Annotated in this window: 15 protein-coding genes; 1 reads left to right on the forward strand and 14 read right to left on the reverse strand. The window is 50.0% G+C overall.

Annotated features, from left to right (window positions below; genetic code table 11):
* Nucleotides 1-21 precede the first annotated feature (21 nt).
* From A7K91_RS12685 to A7K91_RS12720, 8 genes are all read right to left on the reverse strand, one after another.
* Nucleotides 22-804: an ABC transporter permease gene (locus A7K91_RS12685; RefSeq protein ID WP_068683230.1), complete on the reverse strand. Its 783-nt coding sequence runs from the start codon at nt 802-804 to the stop codon at nt 22-24.
* Entirely contained in the window at nt 801-1610 is an 810-nt protein-coding gene (locus tag A7K91_RS12690) for an ABC transporter permease (protein ID WP_211274526.1), read from the reverse strand. The genes A7K91_RS12685 and A7K91_RS12690 overlap by 4 nt, the downstream gene beginning before the upstream one ends.
* The gene (locus tag A7K91_RS12695; RefSeq protein WP_068683232.1) at nt 1607-3955 is read right to left on the reverse strand and encodes a serine hydrolase domain-containing protein; all 2349 of its coding nucleotides are present in this window, start codon (nt 3953-3955) and stop codon (nt 1607-1609) included. The genes A7K91_RS12690 and A7K91_RS12695 overlap by 4 nt, the downstream gene beginning before the upstream one ends.
* 632 nt (nt 3956-4587) lie before the next feature.
* Entirely contained in the window at nt 4588-6999 is a 2412-nt protein-coding gene (locus tag A7K91_RS12700) for a beta-glucosidase family protein (protein ID WP_068683234.1), read from the reverse strand.
* A gap of 126 nt (nt 7000-7125) precedes the next feature.
* Nucleotides 7126-8142 (reverse strand): glycosyltransferase family 2 protein, encoded by a 1017-nt coding sequence (locus tag A7K91_RS12705; protein ID WP_068683237.1) that lies wholly within the window; start codon nt 8140-8142, stop codon nt 7126-7128.
* A gap of 2 nt (nt 8143-8144) precedes the next feature.
* Nucleotides 8145-8762, reverse strand: coding sequence for a hypothetical protein (locus A7K91_RS12710; RefSeq protein WP_068683239.1), 618 nt, complete (start codon nt 8760-8762; stop codon nt 8145-8147).
* A 51-nt stretch (nt 8763-8813) separates the two neighbouring features.
* Nucleotides 8814-11225, reverse strand: a complete 2412-nt coding sequence (locus A7K91_RS12715) for a glycoside hydrolase family 3 C-terminal domain-containing protein (RefSeq protein ID WP_068683241.1) — start codon at nt 11223-11225, stop codon at nt 8814-8816.
* 250 nt (nt 11226-11475) lie between these two features.
* A complete protein-coding gene (locus A7K91_RS12720; RefSeq protein WP_068683243.1) occupies nt 11476-12357 on the reverse strand; it encodes a LysR family transcriptional regulator in 882 nt (293 codons plus the stop codon).
* Between the two features lie 168 nt (nt 12358-12525).
* On the opposite strand from A7K91_RS12720, the gene glf reads away from it, so the two are divergent.
* Complete coding sequence (gene glf, locus A7K91_RS12725) at nt 12526-13629, forward strand: UDP-galactopyranose mutase (RefSeq protein WP_068683245.1); 1104 nt, start codon at nt 12526-12528, stop codon at nt 13627-13629.
* 145 nt (nt 13630-13774) lie between these two features.
* On the opposite strand, the gene A7K91_RS12730 is transcribed toward glf, so the two are convergent.
* From A7K91_RS12730 to A7K91_RS12755, 6 genes are all read right to left on the reverse strand, one after another.
* Nucleotides 13775-15304, reverse strand: coding sequence for a hypothetical protein (locus tag A7K91_RS12730; protein ID WP_068683247.1), 1530 nt, complete (start codon nt 15302-15304; stop codon nt 13775-13777).
* Nucleotides 15301-16023: an ATP-binding cassette domain-containing protein gene (locus A7K91_RS12735; protein WP_068683249.1), complete on the reverse strand. Its 723-nt coding sequence runs from the start codon at nt 16021-16023 to the stop codon at nt 15301-15303. Before A7K91_RS12735 ends, A7K91_RS12730 begins: the two co-directional genes overlap by 4 nt.
* A gap of 2 nt (nt 16024-16025) precedes the next feature.
* The gene (locus A7K91_RS12740; protein WP_082967435.1) at nt 16026-16409 is read right to left on the reverse strand and encodes a GntR family transcriptional regulator; all 384 of its coding nucleotides are present in this window, start codon (nt 16407-16409) and stop codon (nt 16026-16028) included.
* A gap of 610 nt (nt 16410-17019) precedes the next feature.
* Nucleotides 17020-17805, reverse strand: coding sequence for a nucleotidyltransferase domain-containing protein (locus A7K91_RS12745; RefSeq protein WP_068683251.1), 786 nt, complete (start codon nt 17803-17805; stop codon nt 17020-17022).
* Between the two features lie 399 nt (nt 17806-18204).
* On the reverse strand, nt 18205-19206 hold the full coding sequence (locus A7K91_RS12750; RefSeq protein ID WP_068683253.1) for an iron-hydroxamate ABC transporter substrate-binding protein: 1002 nt from the start codon (nt 19204-19206) through the stop codon (nt 18205-18207).
* A gap of 97 nt (nt 19207-19303) precedes the next feature.
* Complete coding sequence (locus tag A7K91_RS12755; RefSeq protein ID WP_068683255.1) at nt 19304-20971, reverse strand: AraC family transcriptional regulator; 1668 nt, start codon at nt 20969-20971, stop codon at nt 19304-19306.
* Between the last annotated feature and the right edge of the window lie 81 nt (nt 20972-21052).

Raw genomic sequence — 21052 nt, forward strand, 5'->3', positions numbered from 1 at the left:
CTTAGAGGACTAAGACATATCCTAGCCGCCCGCGCTTGAATAGTTTTTTAGCATCGCATTCCAATACAGCATGCTGACCCCAACGATTCCCGCAGCCGATGCAAGCGCCCATAAGGCTCCCCAGCCTTCTCTGCCCAGCAGCGCCGCAGCGGGGACAAAGGCAATCAAACCTATGGGAAGCACGTAAGTAAGCATATTGCTTAACGTTTTGGAATAAATCGTGCCGGGATACATTCCGAAGGAGGTAACCGCATCAAAAATATCAAAAACCCGGCTGCTGCCGACCCAACGGAACAGCAGGCCCGACAGAAACAGCGACATCGCAAACAGAATAGAGATGGACGCCAAAAACAGCAGCATAAATCGGAGCCAATCTCCGGCTCCGGGTGCCGCAATGCCGCTTAGGGCATACCCGAACAACACGCCCCCGCTAAGCAGACGCCCAAAGTCGTCGGGATCGAAACCATTCAGCATCGACATCAGCATGACGGGCCTCGGCTTCAGCAGCAGCAAATCGAAGGTGCCCTCTCTCACCTGCGACAAGGTTGTGCCCACCATTCCAAAAAAGAAAGGAAACGCAATCCCTTTTGCCAGAACAAAAACGGCCTGCACCAGCAAAGCCTCGTAAAGGCTCCAGCCAGGAAAGGATGCCCCCGAGCTATAAACAAGCAAGGTGACAAGCGGAACAGCAAGATCGCCTGCAATCAACAAAAGCATGCTTAGAGCAAAATGGCTGCGGTAAGCCATCATCTCCGCCAGCTTGACCCGAAAAACGGCGCCCCAGCATAACCAAATTCCCTTCATACGCCAACCCCCGTAAAACGCTTCATCGCCAAATGATACAGCCATAACGCCAAACCTGCGGTAACGGCAACCGCGGCAGCCTGCAAGCCCACCGCTTCCGCCATCGTGAGCGAAACGCCCGCAAGCTCGTAATCGCCGATATACACCCGCGTCGGCAAATACGTAATGAACTGAAACGGCAGGAAAAACAGGATCTTTTGCAGAACCTCCGGAAAAAAGGACAACGGCAGGAATACGCCGGCGCTAATATCCTTGAGCAGTAGAAATACTCTTCGAATGCCCTCCGCCCTCACGAGCCAAAAGGCAGTTAACCCCACGCAATAATTAATAAAAAAATTCATCAGGAAGCTGAGCAAAATGGAAATGGCGGCCCACCCCGGAGAGGCGGGCATCAGGTCGACTCCAAAAAGAAAGATAAACAGCAGCATAACCGGCAATACCTCCACCCCTAAAGCAAGGGAGCGATGCCCGATTTTCTGGGCCAGCGCAAACAGCCAATGTGGCAGCGGCCTTAGCGCAAAGGTGACAAACTTGCCGGAGCGGACCAGCATCTGCAAATTCCAGTCCGCAAAATCAAAGGTTATATAATGAATAAGCGTTACGACTCCGAAATACGTCAGCATCTGCTGAAAGGTTAAGCCGTTAATCGTTTCCTTTCCAACAAACATGGCTTGCCAAATAAACACCTGCACCAGAAACAGCACAGGTCCAACAAGGAGCGAAGCCAGCATATGCGTGCGGAAAGCGGCCCACTCCTTGTACGTGACAAAGCCGATAGCGCGAATCATCGCAAACAGTCTACTCAACGCCAACCCGCTCCCATAATGTTTAATGTGCCGATAACAGTTTCGGGCGACCAGTCTTTATTAGACGGAACAAAATAAATCATAACTGCGTTGTGCTGTGGATCAACCACAAGCTTGCTGCGGCCTGCGCCTTCATGGCAGAAGGAGCCCTCCGGCAGCCATTCTCCCGCTCCGGCCAAGGTTGGGCCAATGCCGTATATTTTGCTCTCGCATCTTCCGCCCCAATCAAAGGCGAATATACCAGGCTCAAGACTATTGGCCGACATCCTCTCTATCGATTTGCGGGACAAAATTTTGACTCCGTCAAGCGAACCGCCATTCAACAGCATCTGCCCAAAACGAAACAGATCAGGCAGCGTGGAGTATAACCCGCCTCCGCTAGGCGGCGGAGAATAGGCCTTATCCTTCCGTTCCCCGATTAATCGTTCATATTCGTTATCGGCTACGAGACAAACCTCGTCCTGAAGCTCCTGCGGCACGTCAAAAAATGTCCGCGTCATGCCTAGCGGCTCTGCGATATGCTCCAAAATGTATTGCTCGTACGGCTTTCCGCTGGCGCGGGCTATAAGCTCGCCCAATATGGCATAACCTGCGCTGGAATAGCTCCACTCCTCTCCCGGCCGGGACAACGGCTTGCCTCCAAGCATGGCGCGAATCCATGCCGAACGGCGCTGCTTCTCCAGCTCCTCGGGATCAGTTACCGCCCACGGGCCCTCCGTTTCCGGCAGGTATGCAAACATTACAGCCCACCAGCCCGCGGGATACGGCTCCTGATAATATCCGCCGTCCGCCGGCAAGCCGGAGGTATGATTAAGCAATTGCATAATCGTTATTTTTTCGTATAGGGGATGCTTGAATTCCGGTATCCATTCCGCAACCGGCTGACGCAGAAACAGCTTTCCTTGCTCGATCAGCTGAAAAACGGCTGCTGCGGTAAACAGCTTGGTAATGGAAGCGATACGACGAATGGAGTTCACCTCCAGCTTGCCGGCGGGATCATTATGCCGCAGCGGTCCCATTGCCCCAGTCGCAAATATTTCTCCATCCCGGGAAAGCAAATACGAGCCGCATTGCACAAGCTCCGCTCCAATCAGCCTGTCGAAATGCTCCTCCAGCCTAAGAAGGCTTTCTGGCTCATAACCAGCTTCTGCCGGCGTAACGCTGAGCAGCGGATTTGAAGATTTTCGCGCCTCCGTTTTTGCCAGAAGTCCCGACCATACAATAGCGCGCGGCATCAATACGGATTCATTCGTAAAGCCTTTGAACGACGGTACAAAAAAGACAAACACCAGCTCTTCGGCGGGATCTATGTACAGGCCTGAGTGCCCAAAGCCTTCATGGGAAAAGGTGCCTTGGCTGCACAAATCGTAATGCTCCAGCGACCAGCCCAGACCAAATGAATAATTGGCAAGCTCGTTTCCCCAGCCATTATGGGCAATGCCCTTCATATGGTTGCTTGTTAAAAGCTCGACCGCTCTTGGGGACAAAATCCGTTTGCCGTCCAGATGGCCGCCGTTCAGCATCATCTGCCCGAATTTCCATAAGTCGTCCAGGCTGGAATAAAGACCGTTTCCGGATCTTGGCGGAGCTTCCTCCCTGGGCTTTATTGAAAATTGCAGCGCCTCCCTATCCCACTCCTGAGTTACGCACACCTCGCCCCACAACGCCTCCGGCACGGCAAAAAAGCTTCTTTCCATACCCAGCGGCTCCAAAATTTCTTCCCGGATATAGGTTTCATACGGCTTGCCTGTTACCTTGCTAATAATCGCTCCAAGCAAAGCATACCCGCTTGTGGAATAGATCCATTCCTTGCCTGGCATCGTTTGCAGCGGCCCGGCCAGAATGGTCTGAATCCAGCTAATGCCTTGCTGGTCATTGCAATATTCCCTTATAATGCGTTCGAACCAAGGCAGCGGGTAAGGCTCGTTATGAAAGCCGGGATCGCCCCTCAAGCCAGAGGTATGAGTCAGCAAATGAAAAATCGTTATTTCCCTATGCTTGCTTGTGTCCATTTCCGGCAATATGCTTGCCGCCGATTGATGCAAATGCAGCAGTCCGCGGTCGATCAGCTGCCCTATCGCAACCGCTGTAAACGCTTTAGTTATGGAGTATGCTTTACGGATGGAGTCCGGCATCAATTCCGGGCTGTTTTCCTGATGGTTGAGCCGGCCTAAAGCCCGGCGGGCAATTACCTTGCCTTTTCTGGCTATGAGATAGCTCGCTCCCTGCAGCGTACCGTCTGCGATCAATGCCTCATAATGCGCCTGCAAAACATCAAGAGCCCGGTTATCGTATCCAAGCTCCTCGGCTAACCCATCCGTTTTTCCTTCATGAGTGGAATTCATGTACGTAGACCTCCCTCGGCCTTAATTTTTCGTTATTTGGGTTACTTTCTGATTTTATGAAAAATATCCCATTCCGTAAATGTATTTTTTCACTATAATCAATTTTGTCGATGAAACCATGCATTGCATAGCGTACTACAAGCAGTGGTCAGGGGATGTTGATGTTGGATTTGGATTTGGTTTTGGTTTTGGATTTGGTTGGTTTTGGTTTTGGATTTGGTTGGTTTTGGTTTTGGTTTTGGTTTTGGTTTTGGTTCGTTTCTATGGTTCTTGGAACTACCTTGCAGGACACTCATTTGTATGATTATTCATATAAAAATCGGACTCTGAAAAGCTGATTTAACTATTTTGTACGATAGATCATACAAAGCTCCAGATTTTGAATAGCAGGCTTCAGATTTTGTACGAACTATCATACAAACTACTATCCATGATCTTTTTCTCACGGTATTTTGTATGGAAATTCACACAAATTTACCCATACGAGTAAGATGCTCAAATTATAAAGAAGCCGCCAGCCAGCAGCCTTGCATCGACGGGTGGTGCAGCAGTGCAGCAGCGCAGCAGCCTTGCATCGACGGGTGGCGCAGCAGCCAGCAGACTGCTTGCCAATGAAAAATGCTGAAGCAGCGCTACGCGCGCTGCTTCAGCATTTTGTTTCTTTCCTTGATGAAGTGGCGAAGCCCCTTGAAGAAACGGCCATTGGCAATCATCAGCAAGCCGTCCAGCATCGGCATGTTGACAATGCCCCCCGTCATTCTGGAAATGCCGCGGAACGGCATATGATAAACCGACATCATAAGCAGATTCGCCGTGCTTCTCCTGCCCGTTTTACGCAGAAACCAATGCGCAAACGAAATGAGATGAAACGTTAACCTGGCAAACCAGCCCCGCGCATATTGGCATTGGGCAATGGTATCGTTGTAGCCCAGCGGCTTGCTGCGATCCCAGGTAGAAACCGGAAGGCTTCGGCCAAGCAGCTGCTCGAACTCCTCATCCTTCACCTCGTTCACCTTGCCGGAATAATAGGTGGGCAGCTTTTCCCGGTCATAAGGGACAGGGGCGCCTGTCCCCTCCACAAACAGCAGCTCCTCCAGTCTGATATCCGCGCTGGAGGCCCCGATCATGATACGGTAATTCCCCTCTTCCACTTCCCACTTATTGGTTATAATATTAAAATAACGAAACGTTTTGTCGTCAAAAGGAATCGTTACCCGTTTGGACTCACCCGCATTAATAAACACCTTGGTAAAGCCCTTCAGCTCCTTTTGGGGCCGAAAAACCTCGCCCGACTCGCAGCCTACGTACAGTTGAGCAATCTCCATGCCTGCCACCCGGCCGGAATTGGTAATGGTAAAGGTTACCCGATCGGGTTGAACGACAATATCGGAATAGTCGAAGGTTGTATAGCTCAAGCCAAATCCAAACGGAAACAGCACATCCACCCCGGCGGTATCGTAATACCGGTAGCCGATATACAGGCCCTCGCGATATTCCGCCGTAACCTCCTTGCCGGGAAAATAACGATATGACGGAGTATCCTCATAACGAAGCGGATAGGTTTCCGCCAGCTTGCCGGATGGATTGACGTCTCCGGACAGCACCCTCAATATGGCGCGCGCTCCGGCCTGGCCGCCCAGATAACCGTGCAGCAGTCCCTTTACCTTTCCAATCCACGGCATCTCGACTGCCGAGCCGCAGGATAGGATTACAACGATATTGGGATTAACCTCAAAAAGCGCATCCAGCAAATCAACCTGATTTTCCGGAATAGCCATAGTTGGCCTGTCTACTCCATCTGCCTCCGTTACCTCATCCAGCCCCATATACAGCAGCACCACATCCGCTTGTCCCGCAATCGCGCAAGCGTTTTGAATCAATTGGCGGTTTTTTTTGCCATAGCGTTCAAAGCCTTGCTCATAGCCGATACTGATAATGCCGGATTCCTCAAAGCAATTCAACGTATGATCCAGTATAGTAGGATTAACGATGGAGGAGCCTGCTCCCTGATAACGCGCATCCTTGGCAAAGTCGCCGATGACCGCAACCTTTTTACCGAATTTCAGCGGCAAAATAGCTCCTTCGTTTTTAAGCAGCACGATGGATTCCTCGGCTACCTTCTGAGAAACCCGGTGATGCCTCTCAACATTAAAATTGGCGACGCTGCCGCGCCGGGCCTCTCCCGTCGTAAAGATCAAATCCAGCAGCCTGTCCACGTTTTCGTCAAGCACGCTTTCGTCCAGTTGGCCGCTCGACACGGCTTCTACAATTTCCTTATCCGTTTCGCCAGCCGTCGTTGGCATTTCCAGCTCATTGCCGGCGAGAAGGCCAGAAAGCCGGTCGTTGCTTCCGCCCCAATCGGTAATGACCGTTCCCCCGTAGCCCCATTCTCCGCGCAAAATATCCTGCATCAAATGTGTGTTTTCATTGGCGTAGGTTCCATTTAATTTATTGTAGGAGGACATGAGCGCTTTGGTTTGCCCTTCTTTTATAGCGATTTCAAACGCGGTCAAATAAATTTCACGCAGCGTTCGTTCATCCAGCACGGTATCAATGGACATCCGTCTTTCTTCCTGGTTGTTAACCGCAAAATGCTTGACGCAAGCGGATACGCCCTGCGATTGAATGCCCCTGATGTAACCGGCAGCCATCTTTCCGGCCAGGTAGGGGTCTTCGCTAAAATATTCAAAGTTTCTGCCGCATAGCGGATTCCGCTTCATATTAATGCCGGGACCAAGCAATACGTTAACGTTTTGAAAAACGGCTTCTTCACCCAAATATTCGCCAACCCGTTCTCCCAGGTCCGTGTTCCAGCTATTGGCGACAGTAGCCACCGTCGGATAACAAGTCGCGGGAACGCCGGCGTTCAGGCCAAGCTTGTCCGCAGCAACCGCCTGTCTGCGAATACCGTGAGGTCCGTCCGCCAGAAACATGCTGGGAATGCCCAAACGCTGGATGTCCTGCGTTTGCCAGAAGTCCTTGCCCGACATCAGGGAAGCCTTTTCCTCTAGCGTCATCTGCTGTATCAACTGTTTATACTTCATTCCGATTCCTCATTCTGCATTTTAAGAAGCTGGTCAAAAAGCGCTCCATAGTATTCCTTAATATTACTATATCTATAGAACAAAAGAAAAGAAGCAGAAGCCGCTAAAGGCCACCGCTTCTTCCCGTCAGTTAAAACCGACCAAACGCTGCGACAATTTATAAGCGCCAACGGAAATGCTCCGCCCGGCGCGTCCCGGCAGGCTCGTTAAGCCGCCCAGAACTCCGAATCGTAAATGCCGGTGCAATTTGGCATCCTTATTCCGAATAAATTTCCACAATTCTTTTTTCTTTCGCAAATTTTCCGCAGACCCTGAACGAATCAGTAAAATCGTCGAAATGACCGTCACGATTTCAAGATGCCTGAACATATAGTGTCGGAGCTGGGCATTATGAATCAGGCTAAGATCCACCTGCTCCACCATCAGCTTGTTTACCTTGATCTGCTGGTCAATCCTTTTGATCATAATACGCTCTTGAACGGATTGATCATCCCGTCCGATAAAATAGCGGTAGAAGTCCGCATTGACATAATACATGCTCTGGACAAAACGAAGCGGAATGTAAACAAATAAATTATCGACATAAAAGGTATGCTTGGGCAGCTGCAAGCCGCAATCTCTGAGCAGCCCGGTTCTATAGGTTATGGAATGCATCATTAAATATTGTCCCTTGCGGAAAAGCCTGATGTCCTCCCACGAAAACAAAACATCCTCAGGAAGCACATTGTTATATTTCATAACCTTTTTATAGCTTGCGCCTTCTTTTTCATACACAAAATTGCTGATCAGCATGTCCGTCTGCTGACGCCGCTCCGTCAAGCCGCGCAGGGCGCCCAGCACCTTCATGTAGGCCCTTATATCAACCCAGTCGTCGCTGTCCACAACCTTGAAATACTTCCCCGACGCGTTGCGGATTCCTGTATTGACAGCCTCGCCATGACCCCCGTTTTCCTGATGGATCGCTTTTACAATCGTGGGGTATTTGGCCTCATATTCGTCCGCAATAGCCGCCGTCCCGTCGGAGGAGCCGTCATTGACAATAAGCAATTCAACGTCCTCGCCGCCCGGCAGAAGGGATTCGATGCAATAGCGCATATAGTCCTGCGAATTGTAGCAAGGGATCGCAACCGTTAACAGTTTCATGTTCACCCAACCTGTTCCTGTTTTTCGGGTTCTTGTTTAAAAATAACCTTGAAGATAGGGAAAAACACCCAAAATGAAATTGCACTGTTGATGATCATCGTAATAATGTCCGCTACGGTTTCTCCCGTCGCGCCCATTTCCCACGTGTTCATCAATAAATTGTAAATAGGGGCTTTGTAGAAGCCTTGGGCTGCCGCCGCGCCGATCGTGATCAGGATATAGGCAATCACGTACCAGAAAGCGGCTTTCCAGATGTTGCTGTTGGACTTAAAGGTAATGCTGCGCTGAGCAAAAAAGTTAATGATTTGCGCGATAGCGATTGTAATTTGCACGGCCAGGAAATACGCGAGGCCGCCTCCGCCGCCCGCAGCAAGGGCACCCGCCGCATAATCAAATACATAATAAGGACTGCCGTCGAAGTTTTGGCCCATCTGCAAAATTTGAAAGCTGGTATCCACTAGCGAGGTTTTTCCAAACCAGCTTTTGAAAAGAGGCATCAGCACAAACTGCAATACGGTAATGCCATTGCTTAATATAAAGAATATCAGGAATTGGGCAGCTACGGGATGTTTTTTTTGAAAATTGGCCCATATCCCCTTTTTGCTTTCCTCACTGCTCATTTTCTCACTCTCCTGTTGACTTTGCCACCGTTATAAAATGGAACTGTTCGGCTAAGTGTGTTTATGCATGCTGCTTCTTTCTTTGAGGAAGTGGCGCAGGCCTTTGAAGAATTGGCCGTTTACAATCATAAGCAGCCCATCCAGCATCGGCATATTGATAACGCCCCCGGTCATTCTGGCGATGCCTCTGAACGGCATATTGTAAACCGACATCGTAATCAGGTTGGCCGTGCTGCGTTTGCCTGTTTTCCTCAGGAACCAATGCGCAAAGGTAATGAGCCTGTAAGCAAAGCGGGCAAATCCGCCGCGCGCATATTGACATTGCTCGATGGTATCGTTATAACCCAGCGGGCGGCTGCGGTCCCATTTGGAAACCGGCGGTTTCCTGCCCAGCAGCTGCTCGAATTCGATATCGCTAACCGCATTTGCTTTTCCGGAATAATACGATGGCAGCTGCTCCCGGCTGTATGGCAGAGGAGCGCCGGTGCCTGCGACAAACTGCTGTCCTGTCAGCTTGATGTCTGCGCTGGATGCCCCGATCATGATCTGATACGTGCCTTCCTCCACTTCCCATTTGTTCGTTACGACGTTAAAATAACGGAACGTTTTATCGTCAAACGGGATGCTGACGCGTTTGGATTCGCCCGGCTGCAGGGCCACTTTAATGAAGCCCTTGAGCTCCTTCTTCGGTCTGAATACTTCTCCCTTATCATTGCCTACATACAGTTGGGCAACCTCCATGCCATACACGGTTCCGCTATTGGTCAGAGTGAAGGAAACGCCATCCTCCTGAACCTCAATGTCGGAGTAATCAAAGGAGGTGTAGCTAAGGCCAAAGCCAAACGGGAACTGCACCTTTACATCCGCTGTATCGTAATACCGGTAGCCGATATACAAGCCTTCGCGATACTCCACACTGACCTCCTTGCCCGGAAAATGACGGAGGGAAGGCGTATCCTCGTAACGCAGCGGATAGGTTTCCGCCAGCTTGCCGGATGGATTCACCTCTCCGGTCAGCACTCTGACGATGGCGGGAGCCCCGGCTTGTCCGCTCAAATAGCCGTGCAGCAGCCCTTTGACCTTGCCGATCCAGGGCATGTCAACGGCAGCGCCGCAGGAAAGCACAACAACGATATTAGGGTTGCTTTCAGCTACGGCATGCAGCAGCTGAATTTGATTGTCGGGAATGCTCATGTTTTGCCTGTCCAGACCTTCCGCTTCCGTAACCTCGTCCAGTCCCAGAAACAGCAGCACAACATCGCCTTTTTGGGCAAGCGCGCAAGCCTGGTTTAGTTTGGCGGCATTTTTTTTGCCGTAACGCTCAAAGCCGGGCTCGTAGCCAACAACCGTCAGCTGGGATTGCTCCAAAGCGCCAAGCGCATGCTCCAGCTTTGCAGGATTGACAATGGAGGAGCCTGCACCCTGATAACGCGAATCTGCCGCAAAATCGCCGATTACGGCAACCTTGGTTCCTTTGCCAAGCGGAAGCAGCTTGCCTTCATTTTTTAGCAGCACAATAGACTCTTCCGCCGCTTTTTGAGCTTCATAATGATGCTGCTCTTTATCTATTTCTTTTTTATACGGCTTCTCATAAACGGCTTCGGTTGTAAAAATAAGATGCAGCAAACGATCCACGCATTCGTCCAGCACAGCCTCATCCAGCTTGCCGCTTTGAATCGCCGCAATAATTTCGCGATTGGTTTCTCCACCCGTGGTTGGCATTTCCAGCTCGTTCCCGGCAATCAGGCCTGCGACCCGGTCGTTGCAGCCGCCCCAGTCCGTTACGACAACCCCGTCAAAGCCCCATTCCTCGCGTAAAATGTCCCTCAGCAAATGGATATGCTCATTCGTATAGGTGCCGTTCAGCATGTTGTAGGAGGACATGACCGATTGGGTTTGGCCTTCCTTAACAGCCATTTCAAACGCAGTTAAATAAATTTCCCTGAGCGTCCGCTCGTCCACGATCGTATCGACGGACATCCGTTTTTCTTCCTGGTTGTTGACCGCAAAGTGTTTGACGCATGCCGATACGCCCTTGCTCTGAATGCCCCTGATATAAGCGGCGGACAGCTTGCCGGCCAAATAGGGATCTTCGCTGAAATATTCAAAGTTCCGACCGCATAGCGGATTCCGCTTCATGTTGACGCCCGGTCCCAGCAGCACGTTTACCTTCTGGGCAACAGCTTCTTCTCCCAGCAGTTCACCTATCCGCTCGCCAAGCTCGACATTCCAGCTATTCGCAACCGTTGCCGCCGTCGGAAAACAGGTTGCGGGATCGCTTGGATTCAGGCCAAGATGATCCGCCGCCGCCGTTTGCTTGCGGATGCCGTGCGGCCCGTCTGCCAGAAATATATTGGGAATGCCCAAACGCTGGATATCCTGGGTTTGCCAAAAATCCTTCCCCGACATAAGGGATGCTTTTTCTTCCAAAGTCATTTGTTTGATGATGTCGCCGTATTTCATTTTCATACCTCATTTTCAGCCTTTGCACATGTACGATGATGACATTGCCAAAAGCACTTCTGATTGAATTGGGAAATCAAAATGGATACCGATAAGCTGCATAAATACACCATGAACATTGTATGTGCTTTCATGATCGTAAATTTAGACTAAACGATCGCTGCCAAAATAACCATCAACCAATAGTTAGGGGAGGCAACTTTTAGTTTACTCATGCAAAAAACCGGTCCGACGCGCATTCACATGCGAATCAAACCGGCTTTAGGCCTTCCTTTACGTAGCTTTGGAACAATGCGATGGCTCTGGACTGAGAGCCCCTTTTGCGAACGGCCAAATAGAAGCTTTGGGCCATCTTTTCGGTAAACCGGATCATTTGGAGATCATCGTCCCTGAACGCTTCCTCCACGATGTCAATGGATATAATGACAGAGCCGTTTAATTTGCATAAACGATGAGCCGATATCATATTGCCAAATTCGTGAATGACGTTAGGGGTGAAGCCATGCTCCAGGCATTTGACCAAAAAGCTGTTTTCCTTGTCGTTGCCTATAGAATGCAGCACTAGCGGCTCGTTCTCCAAATCATCCACCGAAATTTCGTTTTTATCTGCCAGAGGGTGGCCTCTCCGCACAATCGCCACAAGCTCCCCTGTTGCAATAAGCTCATAATCACAGCTTTCCAGATCATCCGGCTGCATGACCAGTCCAACGTCGACATCATCGTCAAACAGCTTGCCCATTGGATAATCATCCGGAAATTCCCGCAGCTTTATTCCTATATCGGAATGAAGCTCGGAGAACCGGTACAGGTAATCGACGGGAAGCAGGGCTGAGGTGGAATATGTGAGGACAACGTTCAAAATGCCCTTTTTGCCGCCGATAATGCTGATTTCCTTTTTGATGTCCTCCATCAAATACAGGATATGTTTAGCCCGCGCATACAGCAGCTCTCCGGCCTGGGTCGCTTCCATTCCGCGCGGTCCCCGCGAGAACAGCTCCGATTCCAGCTCAAGCTCCAGATGCTTGATCGTTTTGCTGATGCCTTGCGGTGTAATATATAGCTCCTTGGCTGCCGCCGTTACGCTTTTTTTCTCGTATACCTTGAGGAAATATTCCAGGGCCTCTGTGTTCATATGTCTTCCTTTCGCGAGTGGGACCAACTGATGATAACAGTATAGCACAAATCCAAAAAGCGCAATCCCCCAGCCCGAAGCAGACTTCCTTCTCCCGCCAAAAAAGGCATATTGCTAAATGTGAGCCGGTGTGGAAAAATAGATTCATTACAAACAAGGAGATTTGCCATGTATGACTATTTGATTGTGGGCGCGGGTTTGTACGGCGCTGTTTTTGCCCATGAAGCAACCAAACGGGGCAAGCGTTGCCTTGTGATCGACCGCAGAGCCCATATCGGAGGAAATGTCTATACCGAGCTGCGGGAGGGCATCAACATTCATGCCTACGGCGCGCACATTTTTCATACGAATGACAAAACCATTTGGGATTACGTGCATCAATTCGCGGAATTCAACCGCTACACCAATTCCCCGATCGCCAATTACAAGGGGGAGCTATACAACCTTCCGTTCAACATGAATACCTTTCATCAATTGTGGGGCGTCGTCACTCCCGAGGAAGCGCGTCTTAAGATCGAGGAGCAGAGGAATGCAGCCGGGATTGCCGAACCGCAAAACCTGGAGGAGCAGGCCATTTCGCTTGTCGGAACGGATATTTACGAAAAGCTGATCAAGGGTTATACGGAAAAACAGTGGGGCCGTCCGGCTAATGCATTACCCCCTTTTATTATTAAAAGGCTGCCGGTTCGTTTTACCTATGACAACAACTATTTTAACGACCGTTATCAAGGCATTCCCATCGGCGGTTATACCGGAATGATCGCTAAAATGCTGGAGGGCGTCGAGGTTAGGCTACATGTTGATTATTTCAGCAATCGCGCGGAGCTGGATGCTCTTGCCGCCAAAGTGGTCTACACCGGTATGATCGATCAATATTATGATTACCGGCATGGCGTATTGGAGTACAGAAGCTTGCGCTTCGAGTCCAGGACGCTGGAGCATACCTCTAATTATCAAGGGAATGCCGTCGTCAACTATACGGACGCGGAGACGCCGTTCACCCGCATCATCGAGCATAAGCACTTTGAGTTCGGAACCCAGGAAAAAACGGTTATTACGGAAGAATATCCAACGGAATGGAAACCTGGCGACGAGCCCTACTATCCCATCAACGATGATAAAAACAGCTTGATTTACCGAAAATACAAGGCGCTTGCCGATCAGGAAAGCAACGTTATTTTTGGAGGCAGGCTGGCAACCTATGCCTATTACGACATGCATCAGGTCATTGCAGCTGCCCTGCATGCGGCGCGCAAGGAGTTTGGCGCTTAATATCAAAAAAATCGCCCTTTCTCAAGATGGCCGTGCGATGGCCTTCTATAGAGAAACTGGCGATTTTTTTATTCCCTCACCGTAATTTATTTAGTAGTTTGTTCAGTAATTTGGTCAGATTTAATTAGCATTTTTTCAACAGAGCTCATTTTTTTGCTTCTTTTTTCTTTGTGTCCCAATTGATTGTTGCAGTTAATGCATGATGTACATATTTTCCGCCAAGCCACAGGCAAAGCACTGATATCGGGAGGGCGGCAAGCGTCAGCAGTCCCAGCAGTTCCCAGGCAGGCGCAACCCCGCCGGCAGGAGCAATTGGATAGAAATAGCGATCCAGCAAGCTGCTATGCGTACCCGCAAGCCAATATAAAGGGAAAATCAAAATATATAAAAAGGTGAAGCGATAAAAAACAAATCTTAATTGCAGCAGTGACAATATAAAGATCATCGCAATTGTTCGAAGCAAAATGGAATAAGCTGTCCATGGAATTGCTTCAAAGGCTGCCGGCTCTGTTTTGCCCGTCAGTACGGCTGCTCCCAGCCCGATATAGTAGCCAAGGGCCAGTATCAGCATCCACTTAATTGCCAATACCGCATGTGCAGCAACATTTGCCGTTAACAAAAGGCTTCTTTTGATAGGAAAACCAAGCTGCCAAACCATTGTTTTCCGATGAAACAAATCCCAAAATAACATCAGCATAACGGCAATCAAGGTGGGAAGCACAAACATCCCGGAGCTGTTATCTGTTCCATCCAGCGGTTTGCCCGCAAAAAAAGCAGTTGCCGTCCACGCAATGAGAATAGCGGAGACTATAATGACAAAAGGCAGCTTTTTTTCATAATAGCGGAAACCGGACAGTTCAAGCCGGAACACCGCAGAAAAGGCGCTTTTGCTCTTTAGTGCAACAGCCTTTTCCTTTTTGTCCGTTACGCTGCCTGCTCTGGCTACGCTTTTGTTAAGGGTGACCGACGAACTTGTGAGCATGGCAATTCCTTTGCTTGCAATAAGCCGCGACAAGCCAAATGCTACAGGAATACCCGCCAGCAGAGCTACTCCGGCATACAAAAGCATTCGGGCGCTGGTGAACAGATGCGCTGTATCTTCATTCAGGACTGAAATAACTCCAATCGTTCCAACAGCTGCAAAAAAAACGCAGGCATAAGGAACAAGGGTAATCATTCGGGACCGACCAGAGGCCATAAAGGCAATCGACATACCATAGCTGACAGACAAAGGAACGACCGCTGCGCCAAGCGCCAGACTGGAGAGGGACAGCGATAAAAGCTGACCGGCAGGCAGCGCCTGCATGGATCCGAACAGTGTCAGCAGAACATATACGGTCAGGCAAACCAATAACATGACAGGGGCTGCCAACATCCCCATCAGTAGTAACGCCCTCATTTTTGCCGACACCAGCAGCCGTCTTGAATGCGGAAGCGTCAGCCACCAATCTCTGAATGGCGATGCCGGAATTGAAATCATTTGAATGGCCGATACCATCAGCATCGTTACCATGACCAGGGCCGGGCCAAAGAGAAACAAAAACTCAGGGGCGTTTTGCTCCCTAAAGAAATATCCCACCCCGGCTAGACCTAAAATATAATAAGTAATCAGCAAAGGGAAAGGCTTGCCAATTGAACGATACTCCAATCCAATCAGTTGCTTCATAATGGTCATGCGAACACTTCCCTATAAAAGGCTTCTACCGATTTCCCTTGCTGGCGGAGCTGATCTACCTTCCGGGCGGCTTTAATTTCTCCGTTGCCGATCATAACTAGATGATCAAATAAAAGCTCCATCTCCCGGATGTCATGCGTCGCAATCAGAAAAGTCCTTGTTCCGTCCGCAAGAGCGCCAACAACGGTGGATGCAATTTGCTCCCGGGAAATCATATCAACTCCAGTAAACGGCTCATCAAGAATAACAAGCGGCGCCGTTCTGGACAGGCAGGTCAGCAGCTGAAGCCTCGCTTCCTCGCCCCGGGACATAGAGGAAATGCGCGTATGACTTGCTATTTTCAAATCCTCTGTTAACTGCTCACATTGTACTTGATCCCAATCGGGATAAATGCCTTTAGCAAAGGCCAGCCATTGAGCGGCCGTCTGCCAGCCTGGCAGTCCTCCCCGATCAGGCAGCAGCGACAGCTTGCGAAGCGCGGCTTCTCCCGCCGGCTCGCCAAATATGGCGACAGTCCCGCTACTGGCGGTAGCCAAGCTGGAAATAATGCGCAGCAGCGATGATTTGCCCGCTCCGTTTGGGCCAAGCAGTCCGGTTATCGTTCCTTTTGGAACCTCAAAGCTGACCTTGTTCAATATGGTTTTTTTTCTGGCGGTAAGCGAAACATCTATGCAGCTAACCGCGGCTTCTCTCTCTTTGCCTTCATTGTTGCTTTCCATGATTAATCCTCCTTCTCTCCCAGCTCCAGCATTTCCTCGACGGACAGCCCAAGCGCCTTTGCCGTCCTCTTCAGTTCCTGCACCGCTGCTCTTGCCAATTCGGCGCGGGCTTTGCCGATAATCTCCATATCTCCGGTAACAAATGTCCCTTGGCCTCTGTAGGTAACAATCAAACCCGAACGCTCCAGTTCCTGGTAGGTTCTAGCCGCTGTAGTGGGGTTCACTCTTTTGTCTGCGGCGAATTCCCTGACGGAGGGCAAACGCTGTCCGGTTGGAATAATGCCGCTAACAATTCTGGCGCGGATCTGTTCAACAAATTGTTCATAGATCGGGCGCGAAGGATTTAAGGTAAACTCTTCAAAAAGCAGCGGCATTCCTTCATCCATGCCTTCACCTCGCTTCAAGCTTTGTAGCAAGTGTATGCATACACACCATACACTTCATAAGCAAAGTGTACCACATGCCACCATACACTTGCAACATAAATAACCAGACCTTCCCACCATCATGCGGACAACACCAATAATCGCATATGGACAACACAAATATTTGCATATGGACATGTCAAAAAGGACTGCTTGTTACAGCAGTCCTCAGCACTTATTAGCAGTCTTCAGCACTTATTAGTAGCAGGCTTCAGCACTTATTAGCAGTCCTCAGCAGTCCTTCAGCTAGCTTTATCAAATCATAATTGGGTCAACCTATTAATCAGCGAGTGACTTGGTTTTGCCGGTCATTCATGACCGTTACAGCCTGAAATAGCCGGGTTTTTCTGGTCCAACGGTCACTTGTGTCCTTTGGCGCTCCAAAGTGGCGCATACGGGCATGATTTTGAGCGGTTACGGACGCAAATGTCCATTACAATCCCAATTTCCATCAAAAGCAGCTTCTAAAGGTCATCCTTGTCCGCCAAAATAAACCCGCCTCAACTACCTCACCGATTTACAAGATTGTTCGAGGCCGATGGATATTCCCGTTTTGCTTGACACGCCCCAGCTACATGTCGCCAACCGGCACATGTCCGGTTCGCCACATTAATTCGCTGTCCAGCATAAACCGGGCCGGCCAGCCCTTCTGCGGCTTGGGCCATTCAGTATACCCGGTTACGGCGTTGAACAACGCATCAATGTTCTCCTTTGTTTTATGCCTTAAGGCCTGCTCCATAAGCTTCATCATGCCGTCCGGCTTCTGCTCTACGCCGTCCAGCACACGCATAAACCATTTGTGAAAAGGATATAGCGTCTCATTATGAGCCAAAATAAGCCTTCCCGCAAACAGCACCACATGGGCCGCAGCATGATCCATCAAATAAATTTCGTTTCGTTTCACGCCTTCCTCAAACAACCACTTCCACGCTTCAAGCTGTGCATAAAACTTCTCCAGCTTCTCCTGCTTTTCGTGCGCCGGATATTGAGCCGCCTTGGCGACAAGGTCCTCCAGGCCGTCAATTTTGCTATACGTGACTATTCCGTCCCTGTAGGCAAAACGCGCAGGCTCGCTTCCCCGCTCCGCAACGTCCCGAATGAGCGCTTCGCAGGTATATTTTCCGTCAACGTATCCACCCTCATAAGGAGTCGAATCCTTTTCGTAATAATGAAGATCGCCCTTGTCGACCACCGCTTCGTAGGTTTCATTGGATACAACAATCATGAGGTCAATATCAGACCTTTCATTGGCAAAGCCATGCGCAACCGAACCTCCGATGATAACACCTAGCACTTCTGCCCTTTCTTTAAGCTTTGACGTTGCGGCTTCTATCGCTTGTTGATGGTGTGCAAGCAACCTGATTCCCCCTTATGCAAAATAAAATGGCACCTCCATTGGATTCGTTGCCGCTTGGCAATTACCTGCTTAATCCAATGAAATAAATAGAAAAAATAGATACCATTGTCCTATTCATCTTGAAATGGAAAAGGGACTGCCCGAAAAGTCTGTTAAGGTGAATAATTATTTAGCAAAATCGGTCCCTCCCGGAAATGGGTGTCTTGGAAGCTTCAAACATTTTTGTCCGCTTTAGTTTGATCCTATTTGTAGTGGATAAAAGCGGACAAAAAAACTCGCCCTCAAGACACCCTTTCCCGTCCGGTCCTCTCTGCTGAATAGTTATTCGTTCCACTTGACTTTTCGGACAGTCCCCTGTCCTGATATTTGCCGCATTTAACGGCAAACCCTGAATGATTTTTATGGAGCCCCTGCTCCTAAAAAATGATCAATAAAAAATTGCAGCTGGAACTCCAGGCTCAGCGGATCATTAAAATAAAATGTTTTGGCATCGGCGATAAATACCCGGTTGTTTTTGACGGCTTCGACGCTTTTGTAAACCATCGTATCCTGAAAGGAATTGTCCTCACGCTCATCCTTGCTGAACACGATATAGTCGCCCATATATTCCGGCAGCACTTCCGTTGACAATGCCATATAACCATCCGCTTTAGTTGCTTCGGCTGCTTTTTCCGGCAGCTTGAGGCCAAGATCGCCATACAGCAGCTCCGTCCCTCTGCCAAAATTGTAGCCGTACACATAGAGCTGACGCCCAAAGGTTTCAATGACGGAAACCGTTGCATTTTCTCCCGTCACAGCTCTGATCTTTTGTCCCGCTTCCTTCGTTCTTGCTGTAAAATCCTCGGTCCAGGCTCGCGCCTCTTCTTCCTTGTTGAGCAATTTGCCGATTTCAATATGCTGCTGCAAATAATCCAGCTTGCCGTATGTGTACATAACCGTCGGAGCAATTTCCTTCAGCTTGTCGAGATTGTTGCTGCCGTCCAGCCCGATAATCAAATCCGGGTCAAGAGCGAGTATTTTCTCCAGGTTTTCGTCGCTCACCGTCTCCACATCCTTAAGCTGCTCCGCAAAGTTGGGGTTGTCCTTGGACATTTCGTCAACGCCAACTAGCGGAACGCCAAGCAGCATCACATTCCCCGTCAAAAATCGGGTAAGCACAACGACGCGCTGCGGATTTACAGGAACCTGTACAGGGCCGCTTTCCGATTGATAAACAAACGTTTCTCCCTCTTGCCCGGAACCGCCGCCTTGCGCCTCATTACCGCCGTTTCCTGTGGAATCGGTTGCGGCGGCCTCGCCTGCACCGGCAGGCTGGCTCGGCTTAACCTCTTCGGAACTCCCGCTTCCGCAGGCTGCAAGCAAAAGAGTCATAAACAAAATAACAGGCCATATCTTTTTCATGATGTGACTCCCCTTTAAATGATTGTGATTATCATTATTGATACCAGAATCATTATAGGGGTCCCCAAGACAATAATCCATGTCCTTTTGTTCGGTGTTATATTTGGACATTTGTTTTTCCCTCACAAAAAAGCTTTACGGCACGGCGCAGCTGATTCCTGATGGATATCGGATTATAGGGTATCCAGTCATTCTGATCCACGATGTATGCTTCGTTTTGCCGAACGGCCGGAAGCTCCTTCCACACCGTGGAGTCAAGGACGGCATCAACCGCCGCTGCCGAACCTTTTTCATCGTTAAAAACAATAACAAGAAGCTTATCGCCCGCATAATCCGGTAATTCCTCCAGCGTAATCCGCAAGGAATGGAACGAGGGACCGCCGCTTGCGATATGCTCCCTGATCCGCTCCGGCGGCATCAGGCCCAAGGAGCGGTAAAGCACGTAACCTGCGTTTCTTGCGCCGTAAATCAGAAGCTTATCCGGCTTAATCACCAGCACCGTGACGACGGCTTGCGCCATGCCCGCCATAGAAGCGATTTGCTCCCGCGCCTCCTGCTCCTCCCGTTCGAAGCCGGCAAGCCAGGACTCCGCTTTTTCGCTTTCGCGCAGGATTTTTGCTATGTATCGAAAATGCTCCTTCCATCCCATATCCATCCATGGAACCACAATAACGGGAGCGGCAGCTCGAAGGCGTTCCGCACTAAAAGTTACATGCGCATACGATGGATCGGAAGCAATAACAAGCTCTGTTGCCGTTTCCCGCAGCGCTTTAGCAAGTTGCTCCGCCGTACAATGCTCGCCCATCATAACCATGGATTTGGGATGCTCCAGCTCCGGCGACGTTACGTATTCGCTGCTGTCGGCTATCGCAACCGTAGGCTCTAAGCCAAGCGCTCTCATATGGCTTGCATATGGAGGAACCAGCACCGCCGCACGCTTGCCGAATTGCGGCAGGTATCGCGAAGGCGAAATGCCCGTATGCTGCTTGAATCGCCTGCTCAAATAAAACTCGTCCTTATAGCCGGATTGAATTGCAATTTCCTTTAAAGCCTCCTTTCCCTCCAGCAGCAATTCCATCGCGGCATGCACCCGCAGCAGCGCGGCATATTGACTGGGCGAATAACCGGTAAGCTGCTTGAAGGCAACGGAATAATGGGAGCGGCTCATCCGCGTCGCCGCAGCCAGCTGATCTCGCGTTATTTTTTCCCGAAAATGCTCCTCCAGATAAACCACGCTTTGCTCCAGGCTCAAATCGCCTTCGCCGCGCGGGGCGGCGTCCATGACCTGCAGCAAACGGTAAAGCATTTCGTGGAACACCATGCCGTTTCGGATATGGCGCAGTTCATAAATGGGAAGGCGATGGAGGTACAGCTCCTCCAGCATCGTAACCAGTTCAAGAACATTACGAAGGCAAGCGACTTGTTTAGGCGCAGCCAAGCTGCTTGGACGCGGCAGGCTTCCTCCGGTATCATCCTGACTGTGCTTGCGTTGCCTGATATCCATTACATACCCTTGCAGCAATTCGTTTTTATGAGACTGAATCGCCAAATGTGTATCCGCCGGAAGCAGCAGTATGTCGCCTCGCCGCAAATGATAGAACTCGCCGTCTGCCGCTGCCTCTCCGCCGCCGCCAGCAACAGCAACCAGCAAAGCCGCTCCAATAATAGAAGGAGGCGGGATTTGGACATTGCCGTAAAACGTCTCGATAACCGAAAAATAATACGAGGAGAAACGGGATTCCGACCATTCCGGGCTATCCGTCATCTCTTACACCCCTTCCGCCTTTGCTTCTGTATCCTACGGTCATTATAAGCAGGAGCTTTTGACACAAGCAAGCTTCTGTAA

Source organism: Paenibacillus oryzae (assembly GCF_001675045.1).
GTDB lineage: Bacteria > Bacillota > Bacilli > Paenibacillales > Paenibacillaceae > Pristimantibacillus > Pristimantibacillus oryzae.